At 62.3% G+C, this 17,431-nt stretch carries 13 protein-coding genes; 2 read left to right on the forward strand and 11 right to left on the reverse strand.

Features of this window, described 5'->3' with window-relative positions; all coding sequences use genetic code 11:
- Positions 1-2: 2 nt before the first annotated feature.
- The 3 genes from NP825_RS12960 to NP825_RS12970 are packed head-to-tail and all read right to left on the reverse strand — an operon-like array spanning position 3 to position 4,919.
- The gene (locus NP825_RS12960) at positions 3-1,577 is read right to left on the reverse strand and encodes an AMP-binding protein (protein WP_257544073.1); all 1,575 of its coding nucleotides are present in this window, start codon (positions 1,575-1,577) and stop codon (positions 3-5) included.
- Positions 1,578-1,602: 25 nt separating this feature from the next.
- Positions 1,603-2,451: a phytanoyl-CoA dioxygenase family protein gene (locus NP825_RS12965; protein ID WP_257544075.1), complete on the reverse strand. Its 849-nt coding sequence runs from the start codon at positions 2,449-2,451 to the stop codon at positions 1,603-1,605.
- A 26-nt stretch (positions 2,452-2,477) separates the two neighbouring features.
- On the reverse strand, positions 2,478-4,919 hold the full coding sequence (locus tag NP825_RS12970; protein ID WP_257544077.1) for a TonB-dependent receptor: 2,442 nt from the start codon (positions 4,917-4,919) through the stop codon (positions 2,478-2,480).
- Between the two features lie 378 nt (positions 4,920-5,297).
- Here NP825_RS12970 and NP825_RS12975 point away from each other — a divergent pair, with 378 nt between their 5' ends.
- Positions 5,298-7,526: a CoA transferase gene (locus tag NP825_RS12975; protein WP_257544079.1), complete on the forward strand. Its 2,229-nt coding sequence runs from the start codon at positions 5,298-5,300 to the stop codon at positions 7,524-7,526.
- Positions 7,527-7,636: 110 nt separating this feature from the next.
- Entirely contained in the window at positions 7,637-8,398 is a 762-nt protein-coding gene (locus NP825_RS12980; RefSeq protein WP_257544081.1) for a sulfite exporter TauE/SafE family protein, read from the forward strand.
- A gap of 83 nt (positions 8,399-8,481) precedes the next feature.
- On the opposite strand, the gene NP825_RS12985 is transcribed toward NP825_RS12980, so the two are convergent.
- The 8 genes from NP825_RS12985 to NP825_RS13020 form a co-directional block, all read right to left on the reverse strand.
- The gene (locus tag NP825_RS12985) at positions 8,482-8,916 is read right to left on the reverse strand and encodes a MaoC family dehydratase (protein ID WP_257544083.1); all 435 of its coding nucleotides are present in this window, start codon (positions 8,914-8,916) and stop codon (positions 8,482-8,484) included.
- A gap of 67 nt (positions 8,917-8,983) precedes the next feature.
- Positions 8,984-9,970, reverse strand: coding sequence for a nitronate monooxygenase family protein (locus tag NP825_RS12990; RefSeq protein ID WP_306996832.1), 987 nt, complete (start codon positions 9,968-9,970; stop codon positions 8,984-8,986).
- Positions 9,971-10,057: 87 nt separating this feature from the next.
- Positions 10,058-11,119: a phosphotransferase family protein gene (locus NP825_RS12995; protein WP_184095170.1), complete on the reverse strand. Its 1,062-nt coding sequence runs from the start codon at positions 11,117-11,119 to the stop codon at positions 10,058-10,060.
- On the reverse strand, positions 11,119-12,114 hold the full coding sequence (locus NP825_RS13000) for an NADPH:quinone oxidoreductase family protein (protein ID WP_257544091.1): 996 nt from the start codon (positions 12,112-12,114) through the stop codon (positions 11,119-11,121). The genes NP825_RS12995 and NP825_RS13000 overlap by 1 nt, the downstream gene beginning before the upstream one ends.
- A gap of 62 nt (positions 12,115-12,176) precedes the next feature.
- A complete protein-coding gene (locus NP825_RS13005; protein ID WP_257544093.1) occupies positions 12,177-13,427 on the reverse strand; it encodes an acyl-CoA dehydrogenase family protein in 1,251 nt (416 codons plus the stop codon).
- A gap of 67 nt (positions 13,428-13,494) precedes the next feature.
- A complete protein-coding gene (locus NP825_RS13010) occupies positions 13,495-15,879 on the reverse strand; it encodes an acyl-CoA dehydrogenase (protein ID WP_257544096.1) in 2,385 nt (794 codons plus the stop codon).
- Entirely contained in the window at positions 15,876-16,619 is a 744-nt protein-coding gene (locus NP825_RS13015) for an enoyl-CoA hydratase/isomerase family protein (RefSeq protein ID WP_257544098.1), read from the reverse strand. The genes NP825_RS13010 and NP825_RS13015 overlap by 4 nt, the downstream gene beginning before the upstream one ends.
- Positions 16,620-16,630: 11 nt before the next feature.
- Entirely contained in the window at positions 16,631-17,407 is a 777-nt protein-coding gene (locus NP825_RS13020) for an SDR family oxidoreductase (RefSeq protein ID WP_184095178.1), read from the reverse strand.
- Positions 17,408-17,431 lie beyond the last annotated feature (24 nt).

The following is a 17,431-nucleotide window of genomic DNA, read 5'->3' on the forward strand; positions in this document are numbered from 1 at the left end:
GATCAAGCGAGCCGGTCGAAGGTGTCGGTCGTGACTCCCTCCGCGCGCAGCAGGTGTTTCTGCACCTTTTGCGTCGGCGTTTTCGGCAGATCGGCCATCGTGCGGATATAGCGCGGCAGCATGAAGCCGGCCATGCGCGGCTCCAGAAACTCGATGAGCTTTCGCGGATCGACCTTTTCGCCCGGCGCGGGAGCCACGACGACCATCACGTCTTCCTCGCCAAAGGGGCTTGGAACGCCGATCGCGGCGGCCTCGCGGATCGACGCGTGCGAGCAGACATCGCTCTCGACCTCGAAGGAAGAGATATTCTCGCCGCGACGCCGGATCGCATCCTTGATCCGGTCGACGAAGAAATAATTGCCCGCCTCGTCCCGCCGGAACGCGTCACCGGTGTGGAACCAGCCATTGCGCCAGGCCGCTGCGGTCGCCTCGGGATTGTTGAGATAGCCGGTCGTCATCGACCAGGGGCGGTCGCAGCGCAGGATAAGTTCGCCGATCTCGCCATCGACCACATCGATGTCATGGGCATCGACGAGCCGCGCCTCGACCCCGGCGCGAACCGTGCCGCAGCTTGATACCGGAAAATTGCCGCCCGGCTCGGCCACCAGCGGGGTCGATATCTCGGTCATGTTGAAGCAGGTCCGTACTTCGCACCCAAAGCGGCTTTCGAAGATGGCGGCATCCTCGGTATAGGGTACCATCATGACCGATCGCAGCGGATGATCGCGATCGTCGTCGCGCGGCGGCTCCTTGGCGAGAAAGGCAGCCATTACGCCGAGAAGGACAAGGCAGGTGGTCCCGGTCTCGCGTACGACACGCCAGAAATTCGAGGTCGAAAATTGCGTGATCAGCGCAAAGGACGCCCCTCCATAAAGCGCGAGCAGAACGCCCCCGGTGCCGGAAATATGGAACAGCGGCAGCGCGACGAGATAGCGATCCTCGGGCCCGACATAGCCGAACGCCGCGTTGACGGATGTATAGCTGTGACAATAGGTGACGAGGACGCCCTTCGAAGGGCCGGTCGTTCCCGACGTATAGATCACCATCTGTACGTCCCACGGCATGACCTGTGCCGGCGCCGCGATCTGCGGCCCGTCAAGACTCTCCCATTCGTGAAAGCGTATGCCGTCCATTGGCTCGGGCGTATTTCCGAGCACGACAATATCGGCCAGGCGGGCTCGGTCGATCGGGCGCAACCGTTCGACAAGATCCGATTGCGCGATCATCAACCGCGCATTCGCATTCGCGATTACGTGTTCGAGGATATTGCCGCGATACGCCAGGTTGATCGGAACATAGATTGCGCCCAGCCAGTTGATCGCCAGCCAGACCGCAACCGTTTCCCGCCCGTTGGGCAGCCAGACATTGACGTAATCGCCCTGCTCGACGCCAAGCGCACGAAGCCCGCCCGCCAATTTCCGGACGATGGTCAGCGTTTCGGCATAAGTCCAGTTGCTGCCGTCGTCGAAGATCGCGAATGGCTTGTCGGGCGTTTCCCGCGCGTGGCGTTCCAGCAGCGGTCCCGTCACGCAGGCCTCCGCCGACGGCACCGCGCTTCCACTCCAGATATCGCTCATTTCGTCTCCTTGACGGCGTAGCCGGTCAATATCCCTGCGGGCCGTGAACCAAGCGGTAGGTATGGCGCAGTTTTTCCTGATCCGTCTGCCCGCTCGTATCGGTGGTCGAATGGAAGAAAAGGTCGCGGCCGAGGAGGCCGCGAAGTTCGGAGGCATTCTGTTCCAGCCATGCATCGTCAAGATGGCTGTAATCGTCGATCGGCTGCATCCCCAGCCGCGTGAAGGTCGTATGCAGCACCACCCGTTCGCCGGGCGTTTTGCGCGCATAATTGCCGTGCCACACCGACCCGTCCCACAGGCAGATCGATCCTTTCGGCGCCACAATAGCCTGGGCGCCTTCCAGCGACTTGCGGACGTCGCGCGGCGGATGGCGCTTTTGCTTGTGCGTCCCCGGAATGATCATCGTCGCACCATGTTCTTCGGTAAACTCGTCGGTGACCCAGCAGGCGGTGCACATGATTTCCCACGACGGAAACGGCTCCGGAAACCAGCTATTGTCCGCGTGCAGCCCCAGATTTCCGCCGCCCGGCCCCCGGATCGTTCCCAGAAGCTGGCTCAGCAGCATCCCGCGCCCGAGAAGGAATTCCGCCAGCGCCAGTAGTCGCGGAACCGTGACCGCCTTCGCAAAGACCGGATCGCGGCCGAGCAAAAGCCCCGCGCGCCGCCCCTTGTTTTCGGCATCCGACGTCTGCGAAAGCCGCAGGATCGCCTCGCGCAGCTCGTCGGTGATCGCGTGAGCGGCGGGATCCTGGATGATCGTGTAGCCATCCTCCACCAGATCGCGCGCATTGTCCCACAAGTCGAGTTCGTCGAACCGCGCGCTCAATTCCGGCGAGATACTGTCCACGCCGGGACGGATCTGTTGCGTTGCCATGTTTGCGCCTTCCTAGTGCTAGCGTCCTAGAATTTCTTCCAGACCTGGAGTCCGAACATGCGCGGCGGGGCATAGTTTGCCGCGGCGAAGCCGAGCGTGTGAAGCTGCGCGACCTTGCCCGTGGCATAGAGCTTGTCGGTGAGGTTGTTCACGAAGACCGCGCTGTTCCAACCCGATCCGCCCACGTCGCGAAGTTCTGCCCGCAGATTGACCGTGCCATAAGAGGCCTGCGAAATGGCATCGAGCCCACCCGGGTAGAGCTGAAGGTCACGCGCCGCCGCCGCGACATAATATACGCGGCTCTGCGCGAAGATCGACGCCGACAGCCCGAGTTCGCCGACGTCCGCACCGAGCGGCGCGGTGTACTGGAACGTCACATTGCCCGAATGTTTCGGCATATAGGGCAACGGGTTGTTGCTGAGATCGAGGAAACAGACGCCATCGGGCGATTCGGGGACGCAAACCGCGTCGCCGGGGCGTGCCGTATTATACGGGTCGACGCCCGTCCACGTCTTGTATTTCGCATGATTATAGGAATAGCCGAAGTTGACGCTGAAGCTCGGGTCGAACACCACTGTGCCTGCCACTTCGACACCGCGCAGCTGGATTGCGGCGATATTGGCGAGGTAGCGATAGGATACGCCATCGACGAGGCCGAGCAATGTCTGGGCGATATTCTTGTAATCGGTGTTGTAAGCGGCGGTATTCAATCGCACCGCCACATCGCCAAGATAGAATTGGGTCTTGAGGCCGATTTCCTGCGTGTTCACCGTCGCAGCATCATAGACGGGCTTATAGCCCGGAAGATTGGCGCCGGGAGGCGGACTGATCGCATTCACGCCGCCCGGAACATAGGCCCGCGTTGCCGAGGCATAGGCCATGATGTCGGGCGTGAACTGCTGCTGGATGGACAGCGTATAGTTATAGCCCTTGCTCTTCGTGGCCGAATTCGTCTCGGTCGTCCCCGGCTCGAAACTGCCCGTGACCGCATTGCGGACCGGCGCGACCGTCGTCAGCGCGGAATCGGACCAGCTGTAGCGATAACCACCGGTGATGCTGAGGCCTTCGATACCGGCATGTGACAGATCAAGGGTGGCCTGTCCGAAAACTGCCTTTTCCTTCGCCACCGACCGCTTGACGAAGCCTACCGCATTCAAATAGCCATTCGGATTGCCGTAGAGCTTGTATACGTTCGTGGTGCCTTCCATGTTCTCGGGCGCCCGCTGGTGCTGGTAAAAGCCCCCCACATTGGCCTTCAACAGACCGTCCCATAGCTCGGCCTGGAGTTGAAGCTCATTGGTGTAGGTGTGAAGCGCGGGACCCAGCTTGGCCGTCAGCCTTGTCCCCACCTGGTTGTTTGAACCGAAATTGCTGTAGTTCGCGGAAGCGAAAGCCCCTTCCTGCAGGATACCCCCGACGCCGTCATAGGAACCGGCGCTGTTCGAGGTGAAGGAGTCGAACGAGAAGATGTTCTTGATGTTGATGCGTGTCGAACCGGTATCGATCGCCTCGATCAGCGTGTTGTTGACGACGCTGGCATGCTTCATCTGGGTCAACTGCGCCTGCCCGTCATAGGTGGGGGCGGTGATGCGTGCCGCCTTTTTCCCGCCCTGCTCCAAACGCGCTGTCTCCGCCTCGAGTATGGCGAGAAAAGCGGGAGTCAGATTGGCATGGGTCGGCTTGTACCCTGCCAGCACCGAACCGGTCGCCGACTGGTCGATGTTTTCATAGGAAGCGAAAAGCGTGTTCTCAAACGCCCCGGACTTGAACGCCACGCCAAGGCGGTACTGCTGGTTGTTGACATCATCGAGGCGCTTGCTCGTGCCGAACTGCTTGGTGTAGCCATCAACGCGATTGGCGTTTGCGGCCAGGCGGATCGCGAGACGATCGTCGATCACAGGAATGTTCACCACGCCCGTGAACTGAACCCGGCCATAGGTGCCCACGGTCATGTCGACCAACCCGCCCCACTTGTTGAATTCAGGCTTTTGCGGGGTGATCAGGACGGCACCGGCCGCGCTCGATCGCCCGAACAACGTGCCCTGCGGGCCGTTCAGCACCTGAACCGATGCGATATCGAGAAAGGGCGCGCTGGCAATGCCGCCACAACATGGAGCCTCGGCAAAATAGGTGGTGACGCCGGCCGACAGGCCGCGCACCGAGAAGCGGGCGTTCATGTCGTTGAAATAGGAAACGACGCTGAGCGAAGGCGCAAGCTTCGGCAGATCCTTGACCGCGATCACGCTTTCCGTGCGCAACATGTCGCCGCTTACCGCGGTGACCGAGGTCGGGACGCGCTGCAGATTCTCTTCCACGCGCCGCGCGGTGACGATGATGTCGGTGAAGCCCGGATGGCTCGCCCCCTCATCGGCGGGTTCAGGCGGAGCAGCTTCCTGGGCCGCAGCATGGGCGACGTGAAACAGCGTCAGCGGCAGCACCGCGGACGACAACAAGAGCCTCTTCAACATGCCCTATCCTCTTCCTGTCCCAGCGCCCACGATCGCGGGTCGCCACTGATTATGTTTTTTCGCGCCCCAAGGAACCCAGCGGCCTTGGATGTCCGCAAATTGCCTTGGTAACGCGATACCAATGGTTATCGTCGAACCGGAGCCAGTGTCAACAGACTTTCGGTAGCGCGCGCCGTAAAGAAACAAGATATTGTTATACTGTGTTATTTTTTCCCGATCCCACCCTCCCAGCGCGATTCTCGTCGCCCCAACCGGCGCATCGCACCCACCAACGCATATGGCTCTTGCCTCTCATTGGTAACGAGTTATCATTTATCGCGACCCACCCCTCTGGTCTTCGGACGCGGGTTTGGAGTCGATCGACGGAGAGGCCACTCGATGGAATTGCACACTCGCGCCGAAGCTCGGCCGCTTGACGGAATTGCGGTCCTCGAAATGTCGGACGACGTCGCCGCGCGTTACTGCGGCCGGATCCTGTCCGTCCTGGGCGCCCGTGTGTGGCGCGTCCGCAATTCGTTCCCCCGCGATACCGATGCCGTCGACCTCTGGCTCGACCAGGACAAGTCGTTCATCGACACCTTCGACGAAGGGCTCGGCCGGCTGGCGGAGACCCCGCCTTCACATCGCGCGGTTCTTGTTGGCCAGTCGCCGGCGGCTGTCGAAGCGGTCGACACGTTCCTCGCCGAACAGGGTTTCGACGCGCTCCGCCTCGGCATCACCTGGTTCGGTCACGACGGACCCTATCGCGACTGGCAGGGCGACGATGCCCTGATTCAGGCACTGATCGGCATCGCCGCATCCTTTGGCGCCGCCGACGGACCGCCGATGCTTCCGCAGGGCTTTGCGCCGCAAATCACCGCCGGCGCCACGCTCGTCGTGGGGTCGCTCGCCGCGCTCTGGTCGCGCAAGCGAGGTCGCGCTACGAGGCGCGTCGACGTCAATATTTTCGAAGCCGCCATGTGCTTCACCGAACCCTCGCCGCCCCTTGCCGAAGCAGGGTCCGCTTCGCCCGGCCGCACCGGGATCAATCGCTTTGCGACGAACCATCCGACCACCGTCTATCCGACGCGCGACGGCTGGATCGGGGTCACCGCGCTCACGCCCGCTCAATGGGCGGCGCTGGCCGATATGGTCGGCCACCCCGACTGGGCGACCGATCCCCGCTTCGCGACGTCGCTCGCGCGCGTCGAAAACGCCGAAGCCCTCGACGCCGCATTCGCCGCAATTCTGTCCGGCGAAACCACCGATCACTGGTTGATGGAGGGCCAGCGCCGCCGCGTCCCGCTCGCTCCGGTGCCGAACCATCGCGAGCTTCTGGCAACGCCCCACTGGCGCGAGCGCGAAAGCTTCGCTCCGCTGCCGGATGCCGAAGGCGTCATCGCACCGCTATTGCCGTTCCGCATTCACCACGATGGGAAGGCTTTCGCCGAACAGCCCCCGGAAAGCCCGCCCGCCGCGTCGCTCGACGGCGTGTGCGTTGCCGATTTCTCGATGGGCTGGGCGGGACCGATGTGCACGCGGCTGCTTGCCGATCTCGGTGCGGATATCATCAAGGTGGAGTCCGAGACCCATTATGACTGGTGGCGTGGGTGGGAACCGCCGGGAGTGTCCGACCCGCCAAAATATGAAGTGATGCCCGCTTTTCTCATCATGAATCGCAACAAGCGGGGTGTGTGCCTCGATCTTACTGACGAACGCGGACGTACGCTTGCCGAGACGCTGGTGCGCCGGTCGGACATCGTGATCGAAAATTATGCACCCGGGGTAATGAAAAAGCTCGGTCTCGACCCCGACCACCTGCTCGGACTCCGTCCGGGTCTCGTCATGGTATCGATGGGTGCCTTCGGTGCCTCCGGCCCCTGGAGCTTCTTTCGCGCTTACGGTTCTACCGTCGAGCACGCCTCTGGCATGCCCCATGTCAACGGCGAAGCCACCTGGCCCCCTGTCCTGCAGCATACCGCGCTCGGAGATCCCGTCGCCGGCATCTATGGTGCCATCGCCGCGCTTGCCGGCCTTCACGGAAGGGCAGCGCTTGGCGGTACATGGTGCGACCTCGGACAGGTCGAATGCTTGTTCCAGCTCGGCGCCGACGCCATCATTCGCGCGCAGACCGAAGGCCCCCCGCAGCGGCTCGGCAGTCGTTCGACGCACCATGCGCCGCGCTGCGTCGCCGCCGCGAGCGACGGCTATGTGGCGACCGTCGTTCGGGACAGCACGCAATGGGCCGCTCTCACCCGCTGGCTGGGCAAACCGGAATGGGCCACGGAGTGGACAAGCATCGCGGATCGCAATCTCCACGGCGACGCGATCGAGTCCGCGCTCCATGCATCGGTGGCATCGATGACGGCGGCCGAGGCAGCCGAGGCGCTCCAGGCTTCGGGCGTTCCGGCCGCGCCGGTCAACAGAGCCGAAAATCTTCCCGTTGAAAGGCATCTCAGCCAAACGGGAGCCTGGACCCGGATCGAGCGCCGCTACGTCGGCAGCCACTGGAGTACTGCGCCGGTCATCCGCATCGATGGCCCCCGCCTGTCCATATCACGCCCGGCACCGACCTTGGGAGAGCATGGCGACGAAATCATGCCGATGCTCGCGGGTGCGTCGGTGTAATCGCTAACCTAACCAGCGGATGAGCGCAGTCGGCTCTTGACTGAAACGGGCATCGCGACAAAAGGCGCCAAACAACCGGCCTGTCGCGGCCCGAGGGCCGGAGTCGCACAATGATCGATCTATCGACGATATTCGTCGCCGCGGGCGCCGGGATGCTTGGCGGCGCGATGAACGCGCTCGCCGGCGGCGGAACGTTCGCCACGCTGCCCGCGCTGATCGCGCTTGGATTGCCGGCGAATATCGCCAATGCCACATCGAATGTCGCCCTGCTCCCCGGTGCCGGAACGAGCGCCTGGGCGTATCGGAATGAACTCGGGCCGGTCGCCGGCATATCGGTTCGCCCGCTCGCGGCGCTGACCTTCGTCTTCGGGTTGGTCGGAAGCCTGCTTCTCGTCCTGACGCCGACCGAGACGTTCGACATTCTCATCCCCTGGCTGCTGCTTTTTGCTTTCGCTGTGATGGCGTTCGGCAAGCGCGCCGCCGACTGGCTGCACGCGCGGGTTACCATCGGCCGGCCGACGCTGCTGGCAGCGCAGGTGCTGCTCGGCATTTACGGGGGCTATTTTGGCGGTGGTGTCGGCCTGATCACCACCGCGCTTTACGGCCTGCTCGCGAATATCCGCCCGCGCGAACTGTTCGCGATCCGTACCACGATGCTGGCGGTCGCCAACCTCGCCGCGGCGTTTATATTCATCGGCTTTGCGATGGTGTGGTGGTGGGCGTGCGTGCCGATGCTGCTGGGCTCGATCGCCGGCGGCTGGTTCGGTGCGCTGATCGGCAAGCGACTTTCACATCGCGCCGTGCGCGTGTGGACGCTGCTGCTCACCGGCTTCACGACGATCATTTTCTTCGTGCGAGCCTACGGCGCGTAAAGATGGTCCAGACACGATGATGCATGGGAAAGCCCAGCCAGTGAGGCCCCGCAACAACTCAAGTCACCGATGCCTCGATTACGTTACAAGAAATATTGGCTCAACCATTCAGCCATCAGGGCGGGTTTTGCCTCTCCCTCGATTTCAACCGAAAATTCGAGAGTCTGTTGCCACTGACCCGGCCGTTTTTCTTCGAGCTCGAGCAGCTTGAAATGGCCGCGCACGCGTTTACCTGAACGGACGGGCGTCAAGAAACGAAGCTTGTTACAACCATAGTTGACGCCCATCTTCACACCTTCGGGGCGCGGACAATCCGATTTTTCGATCATGTCGGGATAGAGCGAAAGGGTCAGAAAACCGTGGGCGATGGTGCCGCCGAACGGAGTCGATTTCGATCTTTCAGGATCGACATGGATGAATTGGTGATCGCCGGTCGCATCGGCGAACTTGTCGATCATGGCCTGATCGATCAGAATCCATTCGGAGGTACCAATCCGACCGCCAATCAGTTCCTTCATCTTTTCGGATGGAAGTGATGCCATTTCTCATTCCTTTAATTGCTGTTCCCATATAGTCATGCTGACCCTACGCCGCCGTGCGTATGATGCGGTCGGCGGCGGAGGTCATGATTTTGCTGGCTTGCGACACGATTGTATCGACGAGGCTGTTACAGTCGGGGATATCCTGAATTAGTCCCTGGCTCTGCCCAACCGCCCAAGCGCCGCCATCGACATTCCCCCCGGCAATGACCTCCGCGCGGGCGCGGGCGCCGGAGACAAGGTCTCGAACGGCATCGATGCCCAGGTCACGGTTCCGCTGAATCTCGACGACCTTCTGCGAGACCGCATTGCGCGCGACACGTGACGTGTTGTGCAAGGTCCGGTTGATCAACATCGTATCCCTCTCAGTGCTGGACACGATATGCCGCTTGATGTTCTCGTGGATTCCCGATTCTTTCGTCGCCATGAAGCGGGTCCCCATATTCACCCCTTCAGCCCCCAACGCGAGGGCAGCCGCCAGGCCGCGGCCATCCGCCATTCCCCCCGACGCGATCACCGGCACGCGCACAGCGTCGACCGTCGCCGGAAGGAGGACGATCAGGCCAACGTCATCCTCGCCGGGGTGTCCGGCACATTCGAAACCGTCAATCGAGACAACGTCCACTCCCAGCTTTTCCGCTGTGACCGCGTGACGAACGCTCGTGCATTTGTGGATGACCTTGACGCCATTGGCCTTGAGGAAGGGGAGGTAATCTGCCGGACTACGGCCTGCGGTCTCGACAATCCTCACATCGCAATCCACGATAGCGCGGCAATATTCGTCGTAAGGGATTGGATCGAACGACGGCAACAGCGTCAGGTTTACGCCGAACGGCCGGTCAGTAATCGCCCGGCATCGTCCGATTTCGTCGGCGAGATCATCGGCCGTTCGCGAATGATGCGCGGTAATGAAGCCAAGCCCGCCTGCGTTCGCCACGGCCGCCACCAGCGGGGCGTATCCCACGCCCGTCATGCCGCCCATGACAATCGGGGCTTCGATTCCGAACATATCGGTAATGGCGGTCCTAATCATTTCGATACTCCTCCCGTTTTTTTTGCGCCACGCCCCCTCTCCGCCCGCATGACGAGGTTGCGGGTGAAGTCGACGTCTCTGAACCACCTAGCTTTGAACGACCGTCTTTTGAGCGAAAGCCCAAGCGCTTTCGGCAATCAGCGGAACACGTGATCCCGTGACGTCGGCCGTTGCGCCGGATGCGTTCCCATCGAGGAACCGCCGCCTGATGCCCTGGGTAATTCCGAGTTGGCGAAAACGGCAGAAGGCGAAGTACCAGTTGAGGTCGGCCATATCGCGCTGCGCGCCGACCATTTGTCCGTATCGGGCCACCATCTGTTCGAGGGTCGGAATGCCCGTTCCGGGACCACTGATGCCAGCTAGGCCCGCATGACCGTCAACTGGTGTGACCCAGTTGATCAGGAAATAGCTCAGATCGGCCAGCGGGTCGCCGATCGTTGACAACTCCCAATCGAGAACGGCCTCAATACGTCTGCCGTCATGCGAAAACATAAGATTGTCGATGCGATAGTCGCCATGCACGATCGTGGTTCGTTGCTGCCTCGGCATCGTGCGTGGCAGCCAGTCGATCAGCTTTTCCACATCCGGCAAATCCTCAGTCTGTGAAAGGCGATACTGCCTTGTCCAGAGCTGAACCTGTCGCTCCAGATAATTCCCGGCCTTGCCGAAACCAGCCAGCCCCGAACGCTCGTAGTCGATGTCATGAAGTTCGGCGAGGCGATCGACGATCTCGAAATAAATCGCCGTGCGCTGTTCGATGTCGCAGCCGGGCAACGCCCCATCCCAGAAGGTCGCTCCGTCGACCATCTCCATCACATAGAAGACCGAGCCCACAACCGACTCATCTTCGCAAAGCGCAAAGGGTTTGGCGACGGGATAGCCCGTGGGATGCAACGCGGCCAAAAGCGTATATTCCCGTTCGATGGCATGCGCCGACGGCAGCAATTTCCCAAAAGGCTTTCGGCGAAGGACGTAGCATCCACTCCGGGCAGCGATCCTGTATGTCGGATTGGACTGCCCAATCGCAAATTTCGTATAGGTCAGGGGTCCCACAAAACCGGGGATATTGTCAGCGAGCCAGGCCTCAAGTCTCGTGATCTCCAGGTCCTGAATATCCTGGACAGCCGCCGTCCCTTCATTCCCCGACATCAGGGTGTGACGACGAGTTTGCCGACGGCGCTGCGGTCGCCGAGCTTGGCGATGGCCTGACCGCCGTTGGCGAGAGCATAGGTGCCGGTGACGCGCGGCTTGATCTTGCCCTGTTCCCAAAGCTGGAACAGCCGCGCGATGTTGGCGCGGTTGCGCTCGGGCTCGCGCATCACGAACGCCCCCCAGAACACGCCCGCAACGTCACAGCTCTTGAGCAGCGTCAGGTTGAGCGGCAGCCGCGGAATGCCCGCGGGGAAGCCGACCACCAGATAGCGCCCCTCCCACGCGATCGAACGCAGCGCCGGCTCGGCATAGTCGCCGCCCACCGCATCGTAGATGACGTTGGCGCCGTTCGGGCCAACCGCTTCCTTGAACCGGTTCGCAAGCGCCTTCGACTGGTCCTTGTCGAACGGCTGGCGGCCATAGACGACGACTTCGTCGGCGCCGGCCTCGCGCGCGATCGCGGCCTTTTCCTCGCTCGACACCCCGGCCACGACGCGCGCGCCGAACGCCTTGCCGAGCTCGACCGCGGCGATCCCGACCCCGCCCGACGCGCCGAGCACGAGCAACGTGTCGCCCTCGGCGATATGCCCGCGATCGACGAGCGCGTGGATGCTGGTGCCATAGGTCATGAGCAGCGAGGCACCCTCGGCGAAATCATGCCCCTCGGGCAGGTGATAGACATTGTGGACACCGACCGCGACCGCCTCGGCCATGCCGCCGTTGCCGCAGCCCGCGATCACCCGGTCGCCGGCCTTGAACCCGGTCACGCCCTCGCCGACCTCGGCGACCAGTCCCGCGACCTCGCCGCCCGGCGCGAACGGGCGCTCGGGGCGGAACTGATATTTATCCTCGATGATCAGCACGTCGGGGAAGTTCACCGCGCAGGCTTTCACATCGATCACGATCTGGCCCTTGCCCGCGGTGGGGCGCGGCAGCTCGCCTAGGGTCAGCGTTTCCGGGCCGCCGGTCGCGGTCGACAAGAGAGCCTTCATCTTCCTTCTCCTTTTTATGCTGTGCTCGTGCCGCCGTGGGCCCGACAAGATGCGTTTCCGCTTCAATCCTGATGTCGCGCCAATTCGGCCCGGCCGATGACCATGTAATGCACCTCGTCGGGGCCGTCGGCGAAGCGCAGATGGCGCACGTCGGTGTAGAGCCCTGCAAGCGGGGTCCATTGCGAGATGCCGGTCGCACCATGGATCTGGATCGCCTGATCGATGATCTGGCAGACGCGCTCGGGAATCATCGCCTTCGCCATGCTCACCCAGACGCGCGCCTCACGGTTGCCGAGCAGATCCATTGCCTTCGCGGCCTTGAGCACGATCAGGCGAAGCGCCTCGATGTCGCAGCGCGCCCGTGCGATGACTTCCAGATTCTTGCCGAGTTGGGACAGCGGATGTCCGAACGCGCTGCGCGAATTACCCCGCTTCACCATCAGGTCGAGCGCAACCTCGGCCTTGCCGATCGTGCGCATACAGTGGTGGATGCGGCCCGGGCCGAGGCGCATCTGCGAAATATCCATCCCGCGTCCTTCACCGAGCAGGATGTTGTCCTTCGGAACCCGGACATTGTCGAAGCGCATGTGCATATGGCCGAACGGCGCATGATCTTCTCCAAAGACATGCATCGGGCCAAGGATTTGCACACCCGGCGTATCCATCGGGACGAGAATCTGCGAATGACGCCGCTTCCCGCTTGCCTCCGGATTGGTGCGCACCATCACGATCAACAGCTTGCAGCGCGGATCGCCTGCACTGCTGATGAAATATTTCTCGCCGTTGATGACCCAGTCGTCACCATCGAGCACGGCGCTGGTTTCGATATTTCCGGCATCCGACGAAGCGACGTGGGGTTCGGTCATCGCATAGGCCGAGCGAATTTCCCCGTTCAGGAGCGGCTTCAGCCAGCGTTCCTTCTGTTCGGGCGTGCCGACCATTTCGAGAACCTCCATATTGCCGGTGTCGGGTGCGGAGCAATTGAGCGATTCCGATGCGAGCAACGACTTGCCGAGTTCGGCGGCAATATAGGCGTAGTCCAGATTGCTGAGCGGCGTGCCCGTGTCGCCGTGCGGCAGAAAGAAATTCCACAGGCCCGCCGCCTTTGCTTTCGCCTTCGCCCCGTCGAGTAGTTCGAGTTGCCCCGGTGCCCAGCTCCAGCGATCGGCACGCCCTTCGCCCAGCCGGAAAAATTCTTCGGTGATCGGGTCAACATTTTCGGCGATATGGCGTTTCACCGCTTCGAAGAGCGGCTGCGCCTCCTTCGACATCCGCAAGTCGTTGAGTTCGGCTTCAAGCTCGATTTCAGTCATGATTTACTCCATGAAATGCGTACCGGCGCTCCTGCGAGGACGGTAATGGACGGTATGATCCCGTTCGCTATCGCGATGGCGACTGTGCGGGAATCGCGCTGAAGGGGAGGTTCTTGTCGGCGCGCATGTCCGGCGGCATTCCCAGCACATGTTCGGCAAGAATATTGCGCAGGATCTGATCGGACCCTCCCTCGATCCGAGTGGCGGGCGCACGGAGCAACATGCCCTGAAACCGGCCACCGAACGCGCATTCGTCTGTTCCGGTCAATATCCCCGCTTCGCCCTGAAGCTCGATCGCGAACCCTGCAATGTCCTGCATCATCTTGCCCGCGACCAACTTGATGATCGAGTTTTCGGGGCCAGGCAGCTCCCCCTTCGCAAAGCGCGCGAGAGAGCCGAGCATGAAATTCTCCAGCCCCGCCGCCTGACATTCGAACCTCGCCAGCCGGGATATGACATGTCTATCCGCGACCGCCGATCCAGTTTCGAGTTCCAGTGCTCCACAGTAGTCGAGAAGATCGTCGAAGCCCGTCGGCATTTCGAGTCCGATCGCCAACCGCTCGTGCGAGAGCGTCGTCAGCGCGACGTTCCATCCATCGCCGATGCCGCCGAGCCGCTGTGTGTCGGGAATGCGCAGATCGTGAAAGAAGACCTCGGCAAAACCGCTGTGATCGTTCATCTGGCGGATTGGCCGCACCTCCACACCCGGCGCGCGCATGTCTATGAAAAAGGCAGTCAATCCCTTATGCTTGGCGACATCGAAATCAGACCGGGCAATCAGCAAGCCCCAGTCGGCATATTGACCACCGCTCGTCCATATCTTCTGGCCGTTTATCATCCACCCGTCACCATCGCGGTCGGCGCGGGTGCGGAGTCCCGCAAGGTCGGAACCTGCCGCCGGTTCGGAAAACAGCTGGCACCACACATCCTGACCCGACGATATTCTGGGCAGGAGTTCAGCCTTCTGCTCGTCGCTCGCGAAGTCCATGAGCGTCGGGGCGCACATGCCCTGTCCGTTGTGGAAGAGGTTCGACAGACGAGCGAAACAGCCTTCCTCCTGATGCCAGATGATCCGCTCCATCGGCGTCGCGCCGCGTCCGCCATAAGTGGTAGGCCAGCCGAGACAGGCCCAACCGGCATCGTGTTTCCGCTGCTGCCACGCCTTCTGCGCCGCCAACGCATCGGGTCCGAGGTCGAGCGCGCCGACCGGCGAGCGTTCAATCGCCTCGCGCAAATGCCAGGGCGCATTGGCTGCAACCCATGCACGTGCAGAGGCACGAAATTCGCTCTCGGCGGCATTTCCTTCATTGACGCTGACCGCCTCGCTGCCGCCAGCCCCCGACCGGCGGCCTTCGATCAGAATTCTTTCCCAGCGCCGCGCACCGCCCAGCGACTGCCCCAGCGCCTCTGCCCGGCGATAGAAAAGATGCGGATCGCTATCCCACATGAACCCCGTCCCGCCGTGGACCTGTATCGTGTCGGCGGCGACGTGGCCGAAAGCTGCCGAGGCGCTCAGATGGGCTCTGGCCGCGGCCCATTCTGCCTCACCCGCCATATCTGCAAGTGCCCAGATCGCGCGCAACGCGTTAGCCCGCGCTATCGCAAGCGACACATGCATGTCGGCGAGCAATATCTTGACTGCCTGGAACGACCCGATCGGTCGCCCGAACGCGAAGCGTTGCCGGGCGTAATCGCAGGCTGAGACGAGCGCCTGTTCGCCGCCGCCGATCTGCTCGAAGGAGACGAACACGGCGGCGCGCGCCATGGCTTCACTTATGATCGCGGAGCCATTCCCTGCAGCGCCGATAGGCGATGTCGCAGCGCCATCGAACTCGATCCGCGCGTGACCGCGCGTCGGATCGATCGTCGATAACGCTCGCCGGACGACGCCATCCTGATGCAAATCAACGAGGAAAAGCGATTCATCGCGCTCACCTTCCCGCGCCACGACAATAGCATGGTCGGCGATCATGCCATCGGGAACGAGATGTTTTCTGCCGTATAGTTTCCCGGCGCGGACCTCGCTGGCCGTCGGCACCTTCCGGCCCTTGGGGTCCATCTCGATGGCCGCCAGCGTACCGATCGCCTGCCCACGCGCGATGTCCGGCAGCAACAGCGCCTTCTGCTCGTCATTCCCCACAGCTTTCACTATCTCGGCGAAGAGGTAGATGGTCGATAGCGACGGGATCGGAGCAAGCACGCGTCCGAGTTCTTCGGCAATGACGCAAATTTCGACGGGACCGAGTCCAGATCCGCCATATTGCTCTGGAATTGCCGCGCCTATGCATCCCATTTGCGCGAGCCCGGACCATAGCGCAGCACCGAAAGCCTGCCGGCCTTCCAGTGTTTCACGCACCAGCGAAGACGGGCAGGCATCAGCGAGAAAGCGCCGCAGGCTTTCGCGCAATAGATCCTGTTCTTCGGAAAACTCAAAGCCGAAGAAACCGCTCATGTTTCGCGCCGCGTAAAACGCGCGAGCCGTTCATAGGCGTCGGGGCCACCGCCTTCGGTGCGAAAACTCTCGTGCGCGATTCCGGCTCCGATCGGCAGGCCGTCGGTTTCGAGCAGCAACCGCTTGTTCGCACGATGGCTGAACCACGAGTGGTCGAGAATTTCGGCGACGATCTCTCCCAGCCGATCGTCAAAGCAGTCGTCGGCGACATGCTCGTTGGCGAGGCCGATCGCGGCCGCCTCTTCGCCCGAATAGGTGCGGCAGGTGAACATCATTTCCTTTGCCTTGGTCAGGCCGACCCGGCGCGGCAGTCGCTGCGTCAGACCCCACACAGGGGTCAGCGCCCATTTAGCATGGGTATCGGCGAAGCGAGCGTTGGCCGACGCGACGATCAGGTCGCCTGCCAGCGCAAGCTCAAGACCGCCGGTATAACAATAGCCGTGAACAGCCGTGATCACTGGTTGCGGCAGGTTGGCGAGACGCTCGATCGTCTCCGACTGGAAGTTGGGTGTCGGCGGCTCCTCTCCCTGCTCGATATCGGCGAGGTCGTGGCCGGCCGAAAAGCAACGGCCGGCACCGCGCAGCACGACGACCCCGATGCTGGTGTCGCCCGCGATATCATCGATGTGTCGCCGCAGTTCCCTGAACATCGCGACGGTCAGCGCGTTGAGCTTTTCGGGCCGGTTGAGCGTCAGCATGGCGCATCCCGCAGCGTCGGTCCGGATGATCTGGTCGGTCAACGATAATCTCCTCAGCGCGAGCCCTGCCCGTCGTCGACCTTGATGATCGTGCCGGTGACGAAGTCGGAGGACGGGGAAACGAGAAACATCAGCGCGCCATCAAGCTGTTCGGGGCGCCCGATGCGTTTGCGCGGAAAGGCCGACACCATCTGGTCGCTCATCCGCGCGAACATTCCGTCGGTCATTTCGGAAGCGAAAACACCGGGCGCGATGCCGTTCACGTTGATGCCGAATTTCGCCCACTCGACTGCAAGCGTCTCGGTCATGCGAACGAGCGCACTTTTCGTCACCGAATAGAGCGCTGCGGCGCCGCCCGAATATTCGAATGCGGCCATCGACGCGATGTTGACGATCCGGCCCGGAGTCTTCGCCGCGATCAGTCGCCGAGCAACCTCGGTTGACAGAATGAAGGCGCCGCGCATGTTGGTGTCGATCACCTGATCGATCTTTTCAAGCGTCAGCGCGGTCGCGTGCTGGGCGTCGGGAACACCCGCATTGTTGACGAGGATCGAAACCGGACCAAGCCGCCGCTCGATCTCGTCGACCACCGCGGCGATGCCGCCGACCGCCGCGACATCAAGCGCGAACGGTTCGGCGACACCCCCCTCCGCGCGGATTTCGGCAGTCAACTGGTCGAGCCGCTGGGCGCGCCGCGCCGCAATCGCCACCTTGGCGCCGCATGCGGCCAATATCCTGGCGAAACGCCAGCCGAGGCCAGACGACGCTCCGGTCACCAAGGCCGTCTGTCCGGAGAGGTCGAATGAAAATTCAGGGGCGGAAGCAGTCAAAGAAAATATCCTGAGGAGGAAGCG

The organism is Sphingopyxis sp. DBS4 (genome assembly GCF_024628865.1).
Classification (GTDB): Bacteria; Pseudomonadota; Alphaproteobacteria; order Sphingomonadales; family Sphingomonadaceae; genus Sphingopyxis.

Bases quoted from the DNA above. Each gene is read 5' to 3' on its own strand.
- NP825_RS12960 (WP_257544073.1), bottom strand. From the start codon at position 1,577: ATGAGCGATATCTGGAGTGGAAGCGCGGTGCCGTCGGCGGAGGCCTGC.
- NP825_RS12965 (WP_257544075.1), bottom strand. From the start codon at position 2,451: ATGGCAACGCAACAGATCCGTCCCGGCGTGGACAGTATCTCGCCGGAA.
- NP825_RS12970 (WP_257544077.1), bottom strand. From the start codon at position 4,919: ATGTTGAAGAGGCTCTTGTTGTCGTCCGCGGTGCTGCCGCTGACGCTG.
- NP825_RS12975 (WP_257544079.1), top strand. From the start codon at position 5,298: ATGGAATTGCACACTCGCGCCGAAGCTCGGCCGCTTGACGGAATTGCG.
- NP825_RS12980 (WP_257544081.1), top strand. From the start codon at position 7,637: ATGATCGATCTATCGACGATATTCGTCGCCGCGGGCGCCGGGATGCTT.
- NP825_RS12985 (WP_257544083.1), bottom strand. From the start codon at position 8,916: ATGAAGGAACTGATTGGCGGTCGGATTGGTACCTCCGAATGGATTCTG.
- NP825_RS12990 (WP_306996832.1), bottom strand. From the start codon at position 9,970: ATGATTAGGACCGCCATTACCGATATGTTCGGAATCGAAGCCCCGATT.
- NP825_RS12995 (WP_184095170.1), bottom strand. From the start codon at position 11,119: ATGTCGGGGAATGAAGGGACGGCGGCTGTCCAGGATATTCAGGACCTG.
- NP825_RS13000 (WP_257544091.1), bottom strand. From the start codon at position 12,114: ATGAAGGCTCTCTTGTCGACCGCGACCGGCGGCCCGGAAACGCTGACC.
- NP825_RS13005 (WP_257544093.1), bottom strand. From the start codon at position 13,427: ATGACTGAAATCGAGCTTGAAGCCGAACTCAACGACTTGCGGATGTCG.
- NP825_RS13010 (WP_257544096.1), bottom strand. From the start codon at position 15,879: ATGAGCGGTTTCTTCGGCTTTGAGTTTTCCGAAGAACAGGATCTATTG.